General features: G+C 67.9%; 13 protein-coding genes. 8 read left to right on the top strand and 5 right to left on the bottom strand.

Features of this window, described 5'->3' with window-relative positions:
* The first annotated feature begins 55 nt into the window (after positions 1–55).
* Entirely contained in the window at positions 56–1324 is a 1269-nt protein-coding gene (lysA, locus tag LY44_RS01950) for a diaminopimelate decarboxylase (protein ID WP_055213297.1), read from the top strand.
* 27 nt (positions 1325–1351) lie between these two features.
* Positions 1352–3943: a DUF4175 domain-containing protein gene (locus LY44_RS01945; RefSeq protein ID WP_055213299.1), complete on the top strand. Its 2592-nt coding sequence runs from the start codon at positions 1352–1354 to the stop codon at positions 3941–3943.
* A 9-nt stretch (positions 3944–3952) separates the two neighbouring features.
* Here LY44_RS01945 and LY44_RS18405 read toward each other — a convergent pair whose 3' ends face one another.
* Positions 3953–5329 carry a zinc-ribbon domain-containing protein gene (locus LY44_RS18405; RefSeq protein ID WP_055213300.1) on the bottom strand — a complete coding sequence of 459 codons (1377 nt, stop codon included), beginning with the start codon at positions 5327–5329 and terminating at the stop codon, positions 3953–3955.
* 140 nt (positions 5330–5469) lie between these two features.
* Between LY44_RS18405 and LY44_RS01935 the strand changes: the two genes are divergently transcribed.
* From LY44_RS01935 to LY44_RS01925, 3 genes are read left to right on the top strand one after another with little or no spacing between them, the layout of a single operon-like run.
* The gene (locus LY44_RS01935; RefSeq protein ID WP_013068865.1) at positions 5470–6141 is read left to right on the top strand and encodes a cell division ATP-binding protein FtsE; all 672 of its coding nucleotides are present in this window, start codon (positions 5470–5472) and stop codon (positions 6139–6141) included.
* Positions 6141–7031: a cell division protein FtsX gene (locus tag LY44_RS01930; protein ID WP_055213302.1), complete on the top strand. Its 891-nt coding sequence runs from the start codon at positions 6141–6143 to the stop codon at positions 7029–7031. The genes LY44_RS01935 and LY44_RS01930 overlap by 1 nt, the downstream gene beginning before the upstream one ends.
* A complete protein-coding gene (locus LY44_RS01925; RefSeq protein ID WP_055213303.1) occupies positions 7031–7762 on the top strand; it encodes a lysophospholipid acyltransferase family protein in 732 nt (243 codons plus the stop codon). The genes LY44_RS01930 and LY44_RS01925 overlap by 1 nt, the downstream gene beginning before the upstream one ends.
* Positions 7763–7831: 69 nt before the next feature.
* Here the strand turns inward: LY44_RS01925 and LY44_RS01920 are convergent, their stop codons facing one another.
* Both LY44_RS01920 and LY44_RS01915 read right to left on the bottom strand, forming a co-directional pair.
* Entirely contained in the window at positions 7832–8794 is a 963-nt protein-coding gene (locus tag LY44_RS01920; protein WP_055213305.1) for an acetyl-CoA carboxylase carboxyltransferase subunit alpha, read from the bottom strand.
* 261 nt (positions 8795–9055) lie between these two features.
* The gene (locus LY44_RS01915; RefSeq protein WP_055213306.1) at positions 9056–10012 is read right to left on the bottom strand and encodes an L-malyl-CoA/beta-methylmalyl-CoA lyase; all 957 of its coding nucleotides are present in this window, start codon (positions 10010–10012) and stop codon (positions 9056–9058) included.
* A gap of 275 nt (positions 10013–10287) precedes the next feature.
* Between LY44_RS01915 and dgcN the strand changes: the two genes are divergently transcribed.
* The 3 genes from dgcN (at position 10288) to LY44_RS01900 (ending at position 13194) form a co-directional block, all read left to right on the top strand.
* Positions 10288–11289 (top strand): N-acetyltransferase DgcN, encoded by a 1002-nt coding sequence (gene dgcN, locus LY44_RS01910; protein WP_055213345.1) that lies wholly within the window; start codon positions 10288–10290, stop codon positions 11287–11289.
* A gap of 69 nt (positions 11290–11358) precedes the next feature.
* Positions 11359–12321 (top strand): N-acetyl-D-Glu racemase DgcA, encoded by a 963-nt coding sequence (gene dgcA / locus LY44_RS01905; protein WP_055213346.1) that lies wholly within the window; start codon positions 11359–11361, stop codon positions 12319–12321.
* Positions 12322–12333: 12 nt separating this feature from the next.
* Positions 12334–13194 carry a D-amino-acid transaminase gene (locus LY44_RS01900; RefSeq protein ID WP_055213307.1) on the top strand — a complete coding sequence of 287 codons (861 nt, stop codon included), beginning with the start codon at positions 12334–12336 and terminating at the stop codon, positions 13192–13194.
* Between the two features lie 72 nt (positions 13195–13266).
* Here the strand turns inward: LY44_RS01900 and LY44_RS01895 are convergent, their stop codons facing one another.
* Positions 13267–13629, bottom strand: coding sequence for a hypothetical protein (locus LY44_RS01895; protein ID WP_055213309.1), 363 nt, complete (start codon positions 13627–13629; stop codon positions 13267–13269).
* Positions 13630–13821: 192 nt separating this feature from the next.
* Positions 13822–14917: calcium-binding protein (locus LY44_RS17790; protein ID WP_282957848.1), on the bottom strand; the 1096-nt coding region annotated here is incomplete at its 5' end.

Here is a 14917-nt window from a genome sequence, read left to right as displayed (position 1 = left end):
CGCTTTTCTTGACCGGCCCGACCGGCTAAGAACGCCCGAACAGTCGGAGGGCGCGATGGATCATTTTCTCTACCGCAATGGCGTGCTGCATGCCGAGGACGTGGCCCTGCCCGAGATCGCCGCGGCTGTCGGCACGCCGTTTTACGTCTATTCCGCCGCGACCCTGACCCGGCATTTCCAGCTTTTCGATGCGGCGCTGGCGGGCACCGATCATCTGGTCTGTTTCGCGATCAAGTCGAATTCGAACCTGGCCGTGCTGAAATTGCTCGGCGATCTGGGCGCGGGGATGGATGTCGTCTCGGGCGGCGAATACCGCCGCGCGAAAGCCGCGGGCGTGCCGGGGGACCGCATCGTCTTTTCCGGCGTCGGCAAGACGCGCGCGGAAATCACCTTGGCGCTGACCGGCGGCATCCGGCAATTCAACGTCGAAAGCGAACCCGAGCTGCGGGCGATTTCGGAAATTGCCACGGCGCTGGGCGTCACCGCGCCGATCGCGCTGCGGGTGAACCCCGATGTCGACGCGAAGACCCATGAAAAGATCGCCACCGGCAAGTCGGAGAACAAGTTCGGCATCCCGATTGCCAAGGCCCGCGCGGTTTATGCCGAGGCCGCAAAACTGCCCGGGATCGAGGTGATCGGCGTCGATGTGCATATCGGCAGCCAGCTGACCGATCTGGCGCCGTTTGAAGCCGCCTTCACCAAGGTCCGCGAGCTGACGCTGGCGCTGCGCGAGGATGGCCACAAGATCCGCCGCCTGGATCTGGGCGGCGGCCTTGGCATCCCCTATCACCAGCGCTCGAACGAGGCGCCGCCCCTGCCCACCGATTACGGCGCGATGATCGCGCGCGTTCTGGGCGATCTGGGCTGCGAGATCGAGATCGAGCCGGGGCGGCTGATTTCCGGCAATGCCGGGCTGATGGTGACCTCGGTGATCTGGCTCAAGGAAGGCGAGGGGCGCAATTTCCTCATCGTCGATGCGGCGATGAACGATCTGGTGCGGCCCTCGATGTATGGCGCGCATCACGACATCGTTCCGGTGATCGAGCCCGCGCCGGGCACCGAAGCGCAGCCCTTCGACGTCGTCGGCCCGGTCTGTGAAACCGGCGACACTTTCACCAAGGGCCGCGAGCTGCCGCCGATGGCCGAGGGTGATCTGGTCGCCTTCCGCTCGGCGGGGGCTTACGGCGCGGTGATGGCGTCCGAATACAATTCCCGGCCGCTGATCCCCGAGGTGCTGGTCAGCGGGGATCACTTCGCCGTCATCCGGCAAAGACCGAGCTTTGAGGAAATGCTGGCCCGCGATAGCATCCCGGAATGGCTCTGATCCCGTAGTCGGGGCCGGAAAGGACCGATGCCGCCGCCGCCGCCCCTTCCGGGCGACCCGCTCGCCCCGCTGGCCCGACCGATCGCGCTGACGCGGGCGGCGATGCTGGCCGAACGGCTGCTGCGCGCCTTCTGGCCGCTGCTGACGCTGGCGGCGATCACCTTCACGCTCTTGGCCTTTCGCCTGCCCGATTACCTGAGCGGGCGGCAATGGCCCGTTTTGGCCGGTTGTCTGGGCTTTCTGGCCGTCGTGCTGGCCGCGCCCGGGCTGCGCCGGTTTCGCATCCCCACCCGGGCCGAGGCGATAGCCCGGCTGGATGCGACGCTGCCCGGCCGACCGCTCGCCGCGCTGACCGACAGTCTTGCGCTGGGCGAGACCGATCCGGCAACGCGCGCGCTTTGGGCTTTGCACCGCGGTCGCATGGCCGAACGCGCCGCCAGCGCCCGCGCCCCCCTGCCCGTGCCCGATCTGGCGCCGCGCGACCCTTACGGCCTGCGGATAACCGCGCTGACCGGTGTCACCGTGGCGCTGATCTTCGGCGCGCCTTTGGCGATCTTCACTCCGCCTGAACATCCCCGCCCCCCCGGCGCCGCCGAGGCCGCGATGGGCCCCGCCTGGGAAGGCTGGGCCGAACCGCCGCGCTACACCGGCAAGCCCGGGCTTTATCTGAACGGCGTCGAGGGCGAAGATCTGGTCCTGCCCGAGGGCACCAAACTCAGCTTCCGTTTTTACGGCTCGCCCGGGTCGGTGCCCTTCACCGAAACCGTCTCGAGCCCCGCCGCGACGCCCGAAAAGACCGACGACGCCGAGGTGCAAAGCCTTGATCTGACGGCCCGTCGCTCCGGCGGGATCGAGATCGGCGGGCGGATGGGGCGCAGCTTCCGCGTCACGCTGCTCTCCGATGCCGCCCCCGCGGTCGAGCTGCCGCGGCTGGCCGAACGGCGCGCCGATGGCAAGCTGGCGCAGCCCTTCCACGCCACCGATGATTACGGCGTGATCCGGGGGCAGGCGCAGATCCGCCTTGATCTGGCCGCGATCGACCGCCGCTACGGGCTGGCCATTGCCCCCGAGCCGCACCCCGATCTGAGCTTCGATCTGCCGCTTCCCATCACCGGCTCGCGCGCCGATTTCACCGAAATTCTGACCGAGGACATGTCCGAACACCCTTGGGCGAACCTGCCGGTGAAGCTGTCGCTCTCGGTCGAGGACGGGCTGGGCCAGACCGGCACGAGTGGCGATCAGGGCTTCGAGCTGCCCGGGCGGCGGTTCTTTGACCCGCGCGCGGCGGCGCTGATCGAGCTGCGCCGCGATCTTCTGTGGTCGCGCGAAAACGCCCCCCGCACGGCCGCGCTTCTGCGGGCGATCCTGAACCGGCCCGAGAAGCTGTTCCCGCTGCCGCAGATGGCCGAGGCGCTGCATGCGCAGATCGAACGTCTGGAAGGCGCGCCCCTGACCCCCGAAGCCCGGGACGAAGTGGCCAAGGTGTTGTGGGATCTGGCGAAATTGCTGGAAGATGGCGGTCTGGCCGATGCGCTTTCGGCGATGCAGCAGGCGCAAGAACGGCTGAGCGAGGCGATCCGCAACGGCGCCTCGAAGGACGAGATCGCCAAGCTGATGGCCGAGCTGAAAGAGGCCACCGACCGCTATCTGCAGATGCTGGCCGAGCGCGCCACCGATCAGGAAGAGGGGCCGCAATTCGGCCAGAAGCAGGACAGCCAGCGCATCACCGGCGATCAGATCCAGCAGATGATGGAAGAAATCCAGCGTCTGATGGAGGAAGGCAAGATGGCCGAGGCGCAGGAGCTGCTCGATCAGCTGGCGCGGCTGATGGAAAACATGAAGGTCACCCAGGGCGAGGGCGGCGAGGGCGACGGCCCCGGGGGCAAGGCGATGAAAGACCTTGGCCAGACGCTGCGCGAGCAGCAGAAGCTGTCCGACGATGCCTTCCGGCAGATGCAACGCAGCCCGCAGCCCGAGGGCATCGATCCGGGGCTGGAACAGCCGGGACCGGGCGGCCCGCAGATGCAACCGCAACCCGGGGAGCCGCCGCAAGCGGGGGGCGATGATCCGGGGCAGGGCCTGACGGGGCAGGATCTGGCAGACCGGCAGCATGCGCTGCGCCGGGATCTGGAACGCCAGCGCGGGTTGATGCCGCGGCTAGACGGCGAGGCGGCGCGACAGGCCGAACAGGCTCTGGAAGGGGCCGGGGAAGCGATGGACGGCGCCGAACAGGCGTTGAAGGACGGCGATCTGGGCGGCGCGCTGGACCGGCAGGCCGATGCGATCGCGGCGCTGCGCGAGGGCATGCGCCATCTGGGCGAGGCCTTGGCCGAGGAGGGCGGGCAGGGCCAGACCGGGCAGGGCGCGCAGGGGATGGAGCGGCGCGGCGATGCGATGGGCGGGCATGGCGAACGCGAATTGCCGCGCGATCCCTTGGGCCGGGCGACGGGCGAGGGCAGCCGGATCGGCACCGACTCGGATCTTTTGAAGGGCGACGACATCTATCGGCGCGCCCGCGATCTTCTGGATGAAATCCGCCGCCGCACCGCCGAGCGGAGCCGCCCCGAGCCCGAACGCGACTATTTGCGGCGCCTGCTGGATCGCTTCGCGACGCCCTGAGCGATCCGATCAGCCCTGCGGCGCCTCCGCCTGCATCGCGGCGATCACCGCGCGCAATTGCCCGTCGAGCCAGATCCGCGCCGCATCCACCGCAGCGACATAGCTGTCCAGCAGCGGCGTCAGCGCGGGCACCCGCCCGGCCAGCTGCGGCGCATAGGCATAGACCAGAAGCGCCAGCGCCGCGAGCAGCAGCACCGTCGAAAAGCCGAGCCGGAAGCCCGCGCGCGTGTCTTGCCGCCCCTGCAGCGTGCCCTGGGCGGCAATGTCGCCCGCGCGGTCGGCACTGGCCCGCAGACTGGAATTGATCTCGTCGATGTCGGGCAGACGCTGACGCCGCGGCGCGCGCCCGGGGCTGTCCGGGGGGGAGGCATCGGGTGCCCCGGTCGGATCGGCGAGAGGGTCGTCCGCGTCGACGGAAGTCAGATCGCTGAAATCGGGCACCCGGCGCGGCTCGGCGCGCGGCGGCGGGGCCACGCGCTGCGGCTGCACCGCAGCAGGTGGCACGGCGACAGGCGGCACCGGAGCAGGCGGCACCGGAGCAGGCGGCGCTACCGGCGGCAGCACCGGATCAAGGTTCATTTCGTCCTGCGTCTCGAGCCCCGCGCCCTCTGCGCGGCGCGCGGCGGCTTCGCGCTCGGCCTCTTCGCGCAGGATCGCCATCAGGTTTTCGTCGAGCGGGCGGCGCGGAATCGCCCCCGCCCGTGGCGCCGGGCCCAGATCGCCGGACGGTGGCGGAGACGGCTGCGGGGCGGGCGGCACGGGATGCGGCCCTACCGATACGGGGGCGGGCGATACGGGGCCATGCGATGATACGGGGGCGGGCGTCGCGAACGCCGGGGCCGGGGGGGCCTCGGGGGCGACGGGCGCGGCCAGTGGATGGGCCCGCATCAGCTCGGCAATGGCCTGGGTCACATCGGCCTCGACCTCGGCCGGATCAAGATCGGCCGGTTCGGGTTCCGTGTCGGCCTGCGGCGGCACGGCCCAGTCCAGCCCTTCGAGCGCCGGGGCCCCGGTTTCGGACAAGGCGATCTCTGCCCCGGCGACCTCGGGGACGGTGACTTCGGCGACGGTGACCTCGGGGACGGTGGGCGGCGCCGGTTCCGGCACGGGGTCGACATCGGGCCAGTCTTCGGGACGCGGTTCGGGCCAAGCCTCGGGCTCCGGGTCTGCGGTGATCTGGGGCGCGGCAGACGGGTCTTGCGGCGCCCCGGGCGCGCTGGCGTCACCGGCGGCTTGCGCCGGATCGGCGGCGGCATCCAGCATCGCCCGGCTGGGCTGAAACCAGGTCTGGCCGCAGCCGGAACATTGCACATCGCGCCCCGCGGCGGGAATGACCACGTCATCCACCTCGTATTGCGCACCGCATCTCGGGCAGATCAGCCGCATCCGGTTCCCAGCCTCGCCCCTCGCTTGCCATTCTGGCCTTTTCTACCAGCTTGTTGTAGCAAGCAAAGAAACAAACTCCAATAGTTTGAGTGTGTCGCAGGTGCCGCCCGCAAAGGGGGCAACAGGGGAGGGGCCGCGCAGTGATCGAATTGCAGGATGTTGCCGTCGGCTATGGCGGAAGCGAGCTGCTGGCGGAGATGACGCTGAAGCTGGTGCCGGGGTCGTTTCACTTCCTGACCGGGCCTTCGGGTGCGGGCAAGACGACGTTCCTGAAACTGTGCTATGCCGAACTGCTGCCCTCTTCGGGGTTCATGGGGCTTTACGGTCAGGACGCCCGCACGATGGGCCGCGATGACATCGCCCGGATGCGCCAGCGCATCGGCGTCGTGCATCAGGACTGCCAGTTTCTCGATCACCTCTCGGTGGCGGAAAATGTGGCGCTGCCGCTGACGGTGTCGGGGCGGCCGATCGACGGCATGGAGCTGGCCGAGCTCTTGGCCTGGGTCGGGCTGAAGGCGCAGATGAACGCGCTGCCGCCGCAGCTTTCGGGCGGCGAGCGGCAAAGGGCGGCCTTAGCGCGGGCGATCATCACCTCGCCCGAGGTGATTCTGGCCGACGAGCCCACCGGCAACCTCGATTGGGAAATGTCGCTGCGGCTGTTGTCGCTGTTGATGGAGCTGAACAAGCTGGGCAAGACCGTGCTGATCGCGACGCATGATCTGAACCTGATCCGGCAGGCGAAGGCGCAGGTCTCGGCGCGGGTGCTGCGGATCGCGAACCGGCGGCTGCAACTGGCGGGGGCGGATCTGTGATGCGGTTCAATCCTTTCGGCTCTGAATTGTCGACCGCCGACCGGGTGGTGCCGCCCACCGGCTTCACCGCCAATCTGACCGTGCTCACCTCGGCGGCGATGGCCTTTCTGGCGGTCTTTGCGCTGGCGCTGTCGCTGGCCTCGGGGCGGCTGGCCGATCGCTGGTCCGAGGCGCTGGCGCGCTCGGCCACGATCCGGATTTCGGCGCCGCCCGACCAGATGGAAACGCAGCTGCGCGCGGTGCTTGAGGCGCTGGAAACGACGCCCGGTGTGGCCAGCTACCGCGCCATGGACGAGGGCGAGATGCGCAAGCTGCTCGACCCCTGGTTCGGGCCGGATCTGCCGGTGGACACCTTGCCCTTGCCGAAGCTGGTCGAGCTGACCGAGACCGGGCAGGGCATCGACGCCGAGGGGCTGCGGCTGCGGCTGGCGGCCGAGGCGCCCGGGGCGGTGCTCGATGACCACACCCGCTGGCGCAAGCCGCTGATCGCCGCGGCCAGCCGGTTGCGGCTTCTGGGCTGGCTGTCGCTGGTGCTGATCGGCGGTGCGATGGCGGGGATGATCACGCTGGCGGCGCAGGCGGCCCTTGCGGCGAACGGGCAGGTGATCCGCACGTTGCGGCTGGTGGGCGCGCAGGATGCCTTCATCGCCGGGGCCTTCGTGCGCCGCTTCACGAAGCGCGCGGGCGCGGGGGCGGCGCTGGGCACGGCTTTGGGCATGGCGGCGGTGGCGGCCCTGCCCGCGGCCGATGCGGCGGGCGGCTTCCTGACCGGGCTTGGTTTCACCGGCTGGGGCTGGCTTTGGCCGCTTGCATTGCCGGTGCTGGCTGCGCTAGTGGCCTTTGGCGCCACCCGCGCCGCGGCGCTGCGCATGCTCAGGGGAATTCGCTGATGATCGTTTTGCAATATATCCGCTCGGTTCTGTTCATCGCGCAGATGTATCTGATGCTGGCGGTCTATGCCGTCTTCGGGCTGCCCTATGCGCTGATCGGCGGGCGGTCTGCCGCCATTCATGTCTGCCGGGGCTATTGCAAATGGGTGTGCTGGACCGCGGGCTGGATGGTCGGCATCAAGACCGAATACCGCGGCGAGATCCCGACAGGCGACGTGCTGATCGCCGCCAAGCACCAGAGCTTCTTCGACATTCTGATGATCTATGCGGCGATCCCGCGCGGCAAGTTCATCATGAAGCAGGAGCTGGTCTGGACCCCCTTCGTCGGCTGGTATGCCTACCTGATCGGCTGCGTCCCGGTCGATCGCGGCAAGCGCGGCGCGGCGATCAAGGGGATGCTGCAACAGGCGAAGAACGCGCGTTTCGCGGGCGGGCAGCTGGTGATCTTCGCGCAGGGCACCCGCGTCGCGGCGGGGGTGAAAAAGCCCTACAAGATCGGTGCCGGGGCGCTTTATGCCGAACTGGGCCTGCCCTGCGTGCCGGTGGCGACGAATGTCGGCGTGTTCTGGCCGCGCAAGGCCGTCCTGCGCAAACCCGGGCTGGCGGTGGTGGAATTCCTGCCCACGATCGCGCCCGGCATGCCGATGGGGGATTACATGAAGGTGATCGAGGCGCAGATCGAAACCGCCTCGGACAGCCTGATGGCCGAGGCCGGGCTGAAGATCGGCTGAGCTTTGGGCATTTCGTGAATGAAAAAGGGCGGCCGAGGCCGCCCTTTTTCATGTCGCAGGGTCCGCGACTTACGCCGCCAGACCCTTCGAGCCCATGTCGATGAATTTCTTGCGCCGCGCCGCCAGGATCTCGGCGCGTTTCTTGCCCTTCAGATCCGCCAGCATCTTGCCGATCTCGACCCCGACAGAGGCAATCGTCTTCTTGCGGTCGCGCTGCGCTCCGCCGAGCGGTTCGGCGATGATCCGGTCGATCACGCCGAGCTTCTTCAGATCCTGCGCCGTCAGCCGCAAGGCCTCGGCGGCTTCGCGCATCTTCTCGGCATCCTTCCACAGGATCGAGGCGCAGCCCTCGGGCGAGATCACCGAATAGACCGAATGTTCCAGCATCGCGATGCGGTCGGCGGTGGCAAAGGCCACGGCCCCGCCCGAGCCGCCCTCGCCGATGATCACCGAAATCACCGGCACGCCAAGGCAGAGGCATTTTTCGGTCGAGCGCGCGATGGCCTCGGCCTGGCCGCGTTCCTCGGCGCCCTTGCCCGGATAGGCGCCGGGCGTGTCGACGAGCGTGATCACCGGCAGCCCGAAGCGGTCGGCCATGTCCATCAGCCGGATCGCCTTGCGATAGCCCTCGGGGCGGGCCATGCCGAAATTGTGCACGATGCGGGATGCGGTGTCGTGGCCCTTTTCATGGCCGATCACGACGACCGGCTGATCGTCGAAGCGCGCCAGACCGCCCATCACCGCGTGATCATCGGCAAAGTTGCGATCGCCCGCCAGCGGCGTGTATTCGGTGAAAAGCTCGTAGATGTAGTCGCGGCAATGCGGCCGGTCGGGATGCCGCGCCACCTGGCATTTCCGCCAGGGCGTCAGATCCTTGTAAAGGTCGGTCAGCAGTTGCGCCGCCTTCTTGTCCAGCGCGGCCGCTTCCTTTTCGACATCCATCCCCGAATTCGCCCGGGCCAGCGCCCGCAGTTCCTCGGCCTTGCCCTCGATCTCGGCGAGCGGCTTTTCGAACTCGAGATAGGTCGTCATCGAAGCCTCCGTAACGCAGTCGTGGCCTATATGACCGCGCGGGCCGGGATTTGCAACTGACGCAGGGAAAACCGGGCAGAGTGCCGCGGGCGCGGCCAGCCAGTCGGGGCAACCCGTCGTGGTCAGCCGGTCGGGGGTGGGCCAATGGGGAAACGCCCCGGCGCGGGTCCGGGGCGTTCCTGTTCCCTCATGCAGCCGGGCCTCCCCTCCCTGCCACTCCGGGATCCGAATCGATTCGGTCACGAATCGTTTACACGGTGCTCAGACCTTAGCCATTTCCGCCTGTCTGACAATCACTTCCGCCTGCCGGATCGAGGCGATATCGACCAGCCGCCCCTTGTAGACGGTGGCGCCGGCGCCCTCGGCCTTGGCCTTTTCCATCGCCGCCAGAATCTCGCGCGCTTCGGCCACGGCGGCGTCGGAGGGCGTGAAGACCTCGTTCGCCAAGGCGACCTGTTTCGGGTGGATCGCCCATTTGCCGACCATGCCCAAAGTGGCCGACCGCAAAGCCTGCGCGCGGAAGCCCTCGTCATCCGAGAAATCGCCGAACGGGCCGTCGACCGGCAGGATGCCATGGGTGCGGCAGGCGGCGACGATGGCGGCCTGCGCCCAGTGCCAGGGGTCCGACCAGTGTTTCACGCCCGCATGCAACATGTAGTAGTTTTCCTGCGTGCCGCCGATGCCGGTGGTGGCCATGCCCATCGAGGCCGCGAAATCCGCCGCGCCAAGGCTCATCGCCTGCAGCCGCGGAGAGGAGGCCGCGATCTCCTCGACATGGGCGATGCCCGCGGCCGATTCGATGATGACTTCCAGCGAAATGCGTTTCTTCCGCCCCTTGGCGGCCTCGATCGCGGTGACCAGCGCATCGACCGCATAAACGTCGGCGGCGCAGCCCACTTTCGGGATCATGATCTGGTCGATGCGCTCGGACCCCTCTTCCAGCAGCTCGACCACGTCGCGATACCAGAACGGCGTGTCGAGGCCGTTGATCCGAACCGAGAGGTATTTGTTGCCCCAGTCGATGTTGTGCGACGCCTCGATGATGTTGCGCCGCGCCTGCGGCTTGTCATCGGGCGCGACCGAGTCTTCCAGGTCGAGGTTGATCACATCGGCCGCCGATTGCGCCATCTTTTCAAAGATCGCCGGACGCGAACCCGGCCCGAACAGCTGGCAGCGGTTGAGGCGGGCGGGGGCAGGGGGCTGGGTGCGGAAGCTCATCTGTCTCTCGGCAATGAAGTTACGGGATGCGTTGCGTTTGCGATATATTGTTGCGCCGCGGCGCGCAAGGAATTTCTGCGGCTGCAGCATCGGCGCCAAAGGGTGATGAATTTTGCGGCGTGCGGAAAACTTGGAAGAAGCTGCGGTGAAATCGCAATATTGCGCAAGAAAGTTGTAGAGTTTTCGCGGTTCCGCCGCATCTTTCCAAGAAAATCCGGGCGCTGTCGCGTCATACCTTGCGAAACCCTTTCCAACCCGCCGAGGTTCCCATGTCGCTGATCGAAACCCCCTATCTGTTGTTCCTTGGCGATGCGCCCGACCAGCTGGCCGCGAAAGTGGCGCAGGGCATCAAGGACTGGCGGCCGGAATATGCCGTCGGCCAATACCGGATGGAGGGCTGCAAGGCCGATCTGGGCCTGCCCGAGATGAACCTCGCCACCGCCAAGGCTGCGGGCTGCAAGACGCTGGTGATCGGTGTCGCGAACCGCGGCGGCGTGATCTCGCAGGCCTGGAAAAAGGTGCTGATCATGGCGCTGGAAGAGGGCTTCGATCTGGCTTCGGGCCTGCACAACCTGCTTCGCGACGAGGAAGACCTTGTCGCTGTGGCGAAGGCCTGCGGGCGGCAGCTGCATGATGTGCGGGTGCCGACGGTGGACTATCCGATCGCCAACGGCGTGAAGCGGAGCGGCAAGCGGATGCTGGCGGTGGGCACCGATTGCTCGGTCGGCAAGATGTATACGGCGCTCTGCATGGAAAAGGAGATGCGCGCGCGCGGCATGAAGGCCACGTTCCGCGCCACCGGGCAGACCGGGATCCTGATCACCGGCGACGGCGTGCCGCTTGATGCGGTGATTGCCGATTTCATGGCGGGGGCCGTCGAATGGCTGACGCCCGACAATGACGCCGATCACTGGGATCTGATCGAGGGGCAGGGCAGCCTGTTCCACGTCAGCTATTCCGGCGTGACGATGGCGCTGGTGCATGGCGGTCAGCCCGATGCGCTGGTGTTGTGCCACGAACCGACCCGTGCCCATATGCGCGGCCTGCCGGGCTATCAGCTGCCGGGCCTTGACGCGCTGCGCGATCTGGCGCTGCAGGTGGCGAAGGTCGCGAACCCGGCGTGCAAGGTTGTCGGCATCTCGATCAACACGCAGAACATGCCCGAGGCCGAAGCCCGCGCCTATCTTGCCAAGGTCGAGGCCGAGATGGGTCTGCCCGCCACCGATCCCTTCCGCTTTGGCGCGACGAAGCTGGTGGACGCGCTCGCCGCGATCTGAGACCGTGCGCCTGTGCCGGGGGCAGGAGCCTCCGGCGGAGGGATTTGGGGCAAGATGAAAGGGCGGAAGATGATTTCCGTAACGGCCGACACGTTCCGGCTGGCCGAGGTGTTCACCATCTCGCGCGGCTCGCGGACCGAGGCGAAAGTGCTGACGGTGCGGATCACGCGCGGGGGCGTGACCGGCTGGGGTGAATGCGTTCCTTACGCGCGCTATGGCGAAAGCCTGGAAAGCGTGACGGCGCAGATCGAGGGGCTGCCCGCGGGCATCACCCGGGCCGGGCTTTACGATGCCCTGCCGCCGGGCGCGGCGCGCAATGCGGTGGATTGTGCGCTGTGGGATCTGGAGGCGAAAACCGCGGGCAAGCGGGTCTGGGAGCTGGCGGGGCTTTCCGCCCCCGGTCCGGAAGTCACCTGTTACACCCTGTCGCTCGCCGAGCCGGAACAGATGCGGGCCGCGGCCGCGAAGAACGCGCATCGGCCGATCCTGAAGATCAAGCTCGGCACGCCCGATGACATGCCGCGGCTGGAGGCCGTGCGGGCGGGGGCGCCGAAATCGGTGATCGTCGTCGATGCGAACGAGGGCTGGTCGGCCGAGGTTTACGCCGATCTGGCGCCGCATCTGGTCCGGCTGGGCGTGGCGATGGTCGAGCAGCCCCTGCCCGCGATCGATGACGAGGCGCTGATCGGCCTTGCCCGTCCGGTGCCGGTCTGTGCCGATGAAAGCTGCCATGACCGCAAGTCGCTTTCGCATCTGCAGGGCAAATACGATCTTGTGAACATCAAGCTCGACAAGACCGGCGGGCTGACCGAGGCGCTGGCCTTGCGGCAAGCTGCGCTGGCCGAAGGCTATGGCGTGATGGTCGGCTGCATGGTCGGATCTTCGCTGGCGATGGCGCCTGCGACCCTTGTGGCGCAGGCTGCGGCCTATGTCGATCTTGACGGGCCCCTGCTTCTGGCCCAAGACCGCGAAAGCCCGCTGCGCTATGCGGACGGAATGGTTTATCCCCCCGAGCCGGGGCTCTGGGGCTGAGGAGGAACGCGCATGAGCCGCACCGTTTACCTGAATGGCGACTATCTGCCCGAGGAAGAGGCCAAGGTCTCGATCTTTGACCGTGGCTTCGTGATGGGCGATGCCGTTTACGAAGTGACCTCGGTTCTTGAGGGCAAGATCCTGGAATTCGAAGGCCATCTGGCCCGGCTTTCCCGCTCGATGGCGGAGCTGCAGATGACCGGCAACCTGAGCCGCGAGGACTGGCTGGAGATCCACCGCCAGCTGATCGCGCGCAACAATCTGGTTGATGGCATGATCTATCTGCAGGTCAGCCGCGGCAATGCGGGCGACCGCGATTTCCACTTCCCGCCCGCGGGCACGCCGCCGACGATCGTGCTTTACACCCAGTCGAAGCCGGGTCTGGCGGACGATCCGAAGGCGAAGACCGGCATCAAGGTGATCTCGATCCCGGATCTGCGCTGGCATCGCCGCGACATCAAGACGGTGCAGCTGCTGTACCCGTCGATGGCGAAGATGGCCGCCGAAGCCGCGGGCAAGCATGACGCCTGGTTCGTCGAGGACGGTTTCGTGACCGAGGGCTCGTCGAACAACACCTATATCGTCAAGGGCGGCAAGATCATCACCCGCGAGCTGTCGAACGACATCCTGCACGGGATCACCCGGGCCTCGCTTCTGAAATACGCCGCCGAGGCGCAGATGGAGATCGAGGAACGCCCCTTCACCATCAGCGAGGCGCAGGCCGCCGACGAGGCGTTTTTCACCTCGGCCTCGGCTTTCGTGATGCCGGTCGTCGAAGTGGACGGCGTGGCGCTGAACGGCGGCAAGGTCGGTCCGGTGGCGATGCGGCTGCGCGAGATCTATCTGGAAGAAGGCCGCAAGGCGGCGATCTGATCCGCCTGCACGCCGGAAAATAAAAAGCCCCGGGCCAGCCCTGCCCGGGGCTTTTTCGTCCGCTGCGGCCGGTCAGGCCGCCTGCGGACTGCGGAAACGGATCTGCGCGGGGCGCAGATGGCGGACCGGAACGCCCTCGAAGATCAGCGCGGGCAGGTCGTCCAGCAGCATCCGCGCATCGTGCCCGACCTGGTCGAAGCGCAGGTCTTCGGGACGGGGCAGGGGGCCGATGATCTCCAGCTCGATCACGTCGCCCGGGCGGAAGCCGCGGATCCGGGGCAGGTCTTCGACCGCAGCCGCAGCCGCAGCCGCAGCCGGGGAACGGCGTGCGGCCGCAAGGTCTGCGACGGGACTTGCGGTGCCGGATGGCGGGTGCCGTTCGGCCCAGACCACCAGAGCCAGCGCGAAAGAAACCGCGATGAACAAGCCAAGCATCGGAAAACCCCTCGTCTTTCCGGCAGAATGAGGCCTTGGCGCCCGCACCGCAAGGGCGTTGCCGCCCGGTCGCGGCCCGATTGTCAACGCTTTGATAACCATCCCGCGCATCGGGGAGGATTGCGGCGGCTTGCGTCACGACAGCAAAAGGCCCCGCCGAAACGGGGCCCTGCGGTCGGGTCCGGCGGCCGCTCAGGCCGCCGTGGCGGGGGTGACGGTGATCATGTCGAGCGTGATGTCGCTGGCGGCGACGCCGTGCAGCCGGAACGCATCCGCGCCATTGACCCGCACCACCGCCCCCAGGTCGCGATCGATGATGCTGATCACCGCATCGGCGGGCACGTCCTCCAGCACCAGCCGGTCGGTGCCGACGGTGAAATCGGTCACCACGACGACCTCGGGCGCGCTGTCCCCGGCCGAAGTGTAGCCAGTGGTGAAGGCATCCGCGCCCTCGCCGCCGGTCATCGTGTCCAGCAGGTCGCCGATCAGCGTGTCATCGCCCGCGCCGCCCAGCAGCGTGTCGGCGGCCGTCGAGGCGGGATCGTCGGTGGCGATCAGCAGATCATTGCCCGCGCCGCCATCCAGCAGATCCGCGCCGCTCCGGTCGCTCAGCCGGTCGTTGCCGTTTTCGCCCAGCAGGGAATCATTGCCCGCGCCGCCGTCGAGGCTGTCGTCCTGCGCCCCGCCCAGCAGGCTGTCGTTGCCGTCCTGACCGCGCAGGTCGTCGGCGCCATAGCCGCCCGAGACAGTGTCATTGCCCGCGCCCGCCAGCACCGTATCGGCGCCAAGATGGGCGTAGATCGCCTCGTCGGCCGCGGTGCCGGTCAGGCTGTCGGCGCCATCGGTGCCGTGGATCATGGGCGTGGGCACATCCGGCGTGTAGCTGTTGTCGGCGGCATCCTGCAGCGTCAGGTGTTCGGACAGGGTCTCGAGATCGGCGCCCCGGAACAGGGCTACGGTCTCGCCATCGACGATCGCCACCACGCCGCCCTCGACGGTGTCGAGCCGGAATTCCATGTCGGCGGTGAAAGCGTCGTCGCGGATCAGCACCGTCTCGAAGCTTCCCGCCGCCGCGCCGGTGAGGTCGCCGTAATCGGTGAGTGTCAGCGGCGCGTCGCCCGGGCTCCAGGTGATGTCGTAGGAATCGCGCCCCGCGCCGCCGGTCATCACGTCGCCGGACCCCGCCACGAGCGCGTCGTCGCCCGCGCCGCCGTCCAGGCTGTCTTCCCCGGCGCCGCCGTCGAGCGTGTCATCGCCCGCGCCGCCCGCAAGGCTGTCGGTCCCGTCA

Source organism: Rhodobacter capsulatus (assembly GCF_003254295.1).
Lineage (GTDB): Bacteria > Pseudomonadota > Alphaproteobacteria > Rhodobacterales > Rhodobacteraceae > Rhodobacter > Rhodobacter capsulatus.
The sequence above is the reverse complement of the archived record's forward strand: the minus strand, read 5'-3'. Positions and strand labels throughout refer to the sequence as shown.

What these genes read in the sequence shown, in the direction of transcription:
- LY44_RS01925 (WP_055213303.1), top strand. Translation starts at nt 7,031, where the DNA reads ATGATCGTTTTGCAATATATCCGCTCGGTTCTGTTCATCGCGCAGATG.
- lysA (WP_055213297.1), top strand. Translation starts at nt 56, where the DNA reads ATGGATCATTTTCTCTACCGCAATGGCGTGCTGCATGCCGAGGACGTG.
- LY44_RS01920 (WP_055213305.1), bottom strand. Translation starts at nt 8,794, where the DNA reads ATGACGACCTATCTCGAGTTCGAAAAGCCGCTCGCCGAGATCGAGGGC.
- dgcA (WP_055213346.1), top strand. Translation starts at nt 11,359, where the DNA reads ATGATTTCCGTAACGGCCGACACGTTCCGGCTGGCCGAGGTGTTCACC.
- LY44_RS01900 (WP_055213307.1), top strand. Translation starts at nt 12,334, where the DNA reads ATGAGCCGCACCGTTTACCTGAATGGCGACTATCTGCCCGAGGAAGAG.
- LY44_RS01930 (WP_055213302.1), top strand. Translation starts at nt 6,141, where the DNA reads ATGCGGTTCAATCCTTTCGGCTCTGAATTGTCGACCGCCGACCGGGTG.
- LY44_RS01915 (WP_055213306.1), bottom strand. Translation starts at nt 10,012, where the DNA reads ATGAGCTTCCGCACCCAGCCCCCTGCCCCCGCCCGCCTCAACCGCTGC.
- LY44_RS18405 (WP_055213300.1), bottom strand. Translation starts at nt 5,329, where the DNA reads ATGCGGCTGATCTGCCCGAGATGCGGTGCGCAATACGAGGTGGATGAC.
- LY44_RS01895 (WP_055213309.1), bottom strand. Translation starts at nt 13,629, where the DNA reads ATGCTTGGCTTGTTCATCGCGGTTTCTTTCGCGCTGGCTCTGGTGGTC.
- LY44_RS01945 (WP_055213299.1), top strand. Translation starts at nt 1,352, where the DNA reads ATGCCGCCGCCGCCGCCCCTTCCGGGCGACCCGCTCGCCCCGCTGGCC.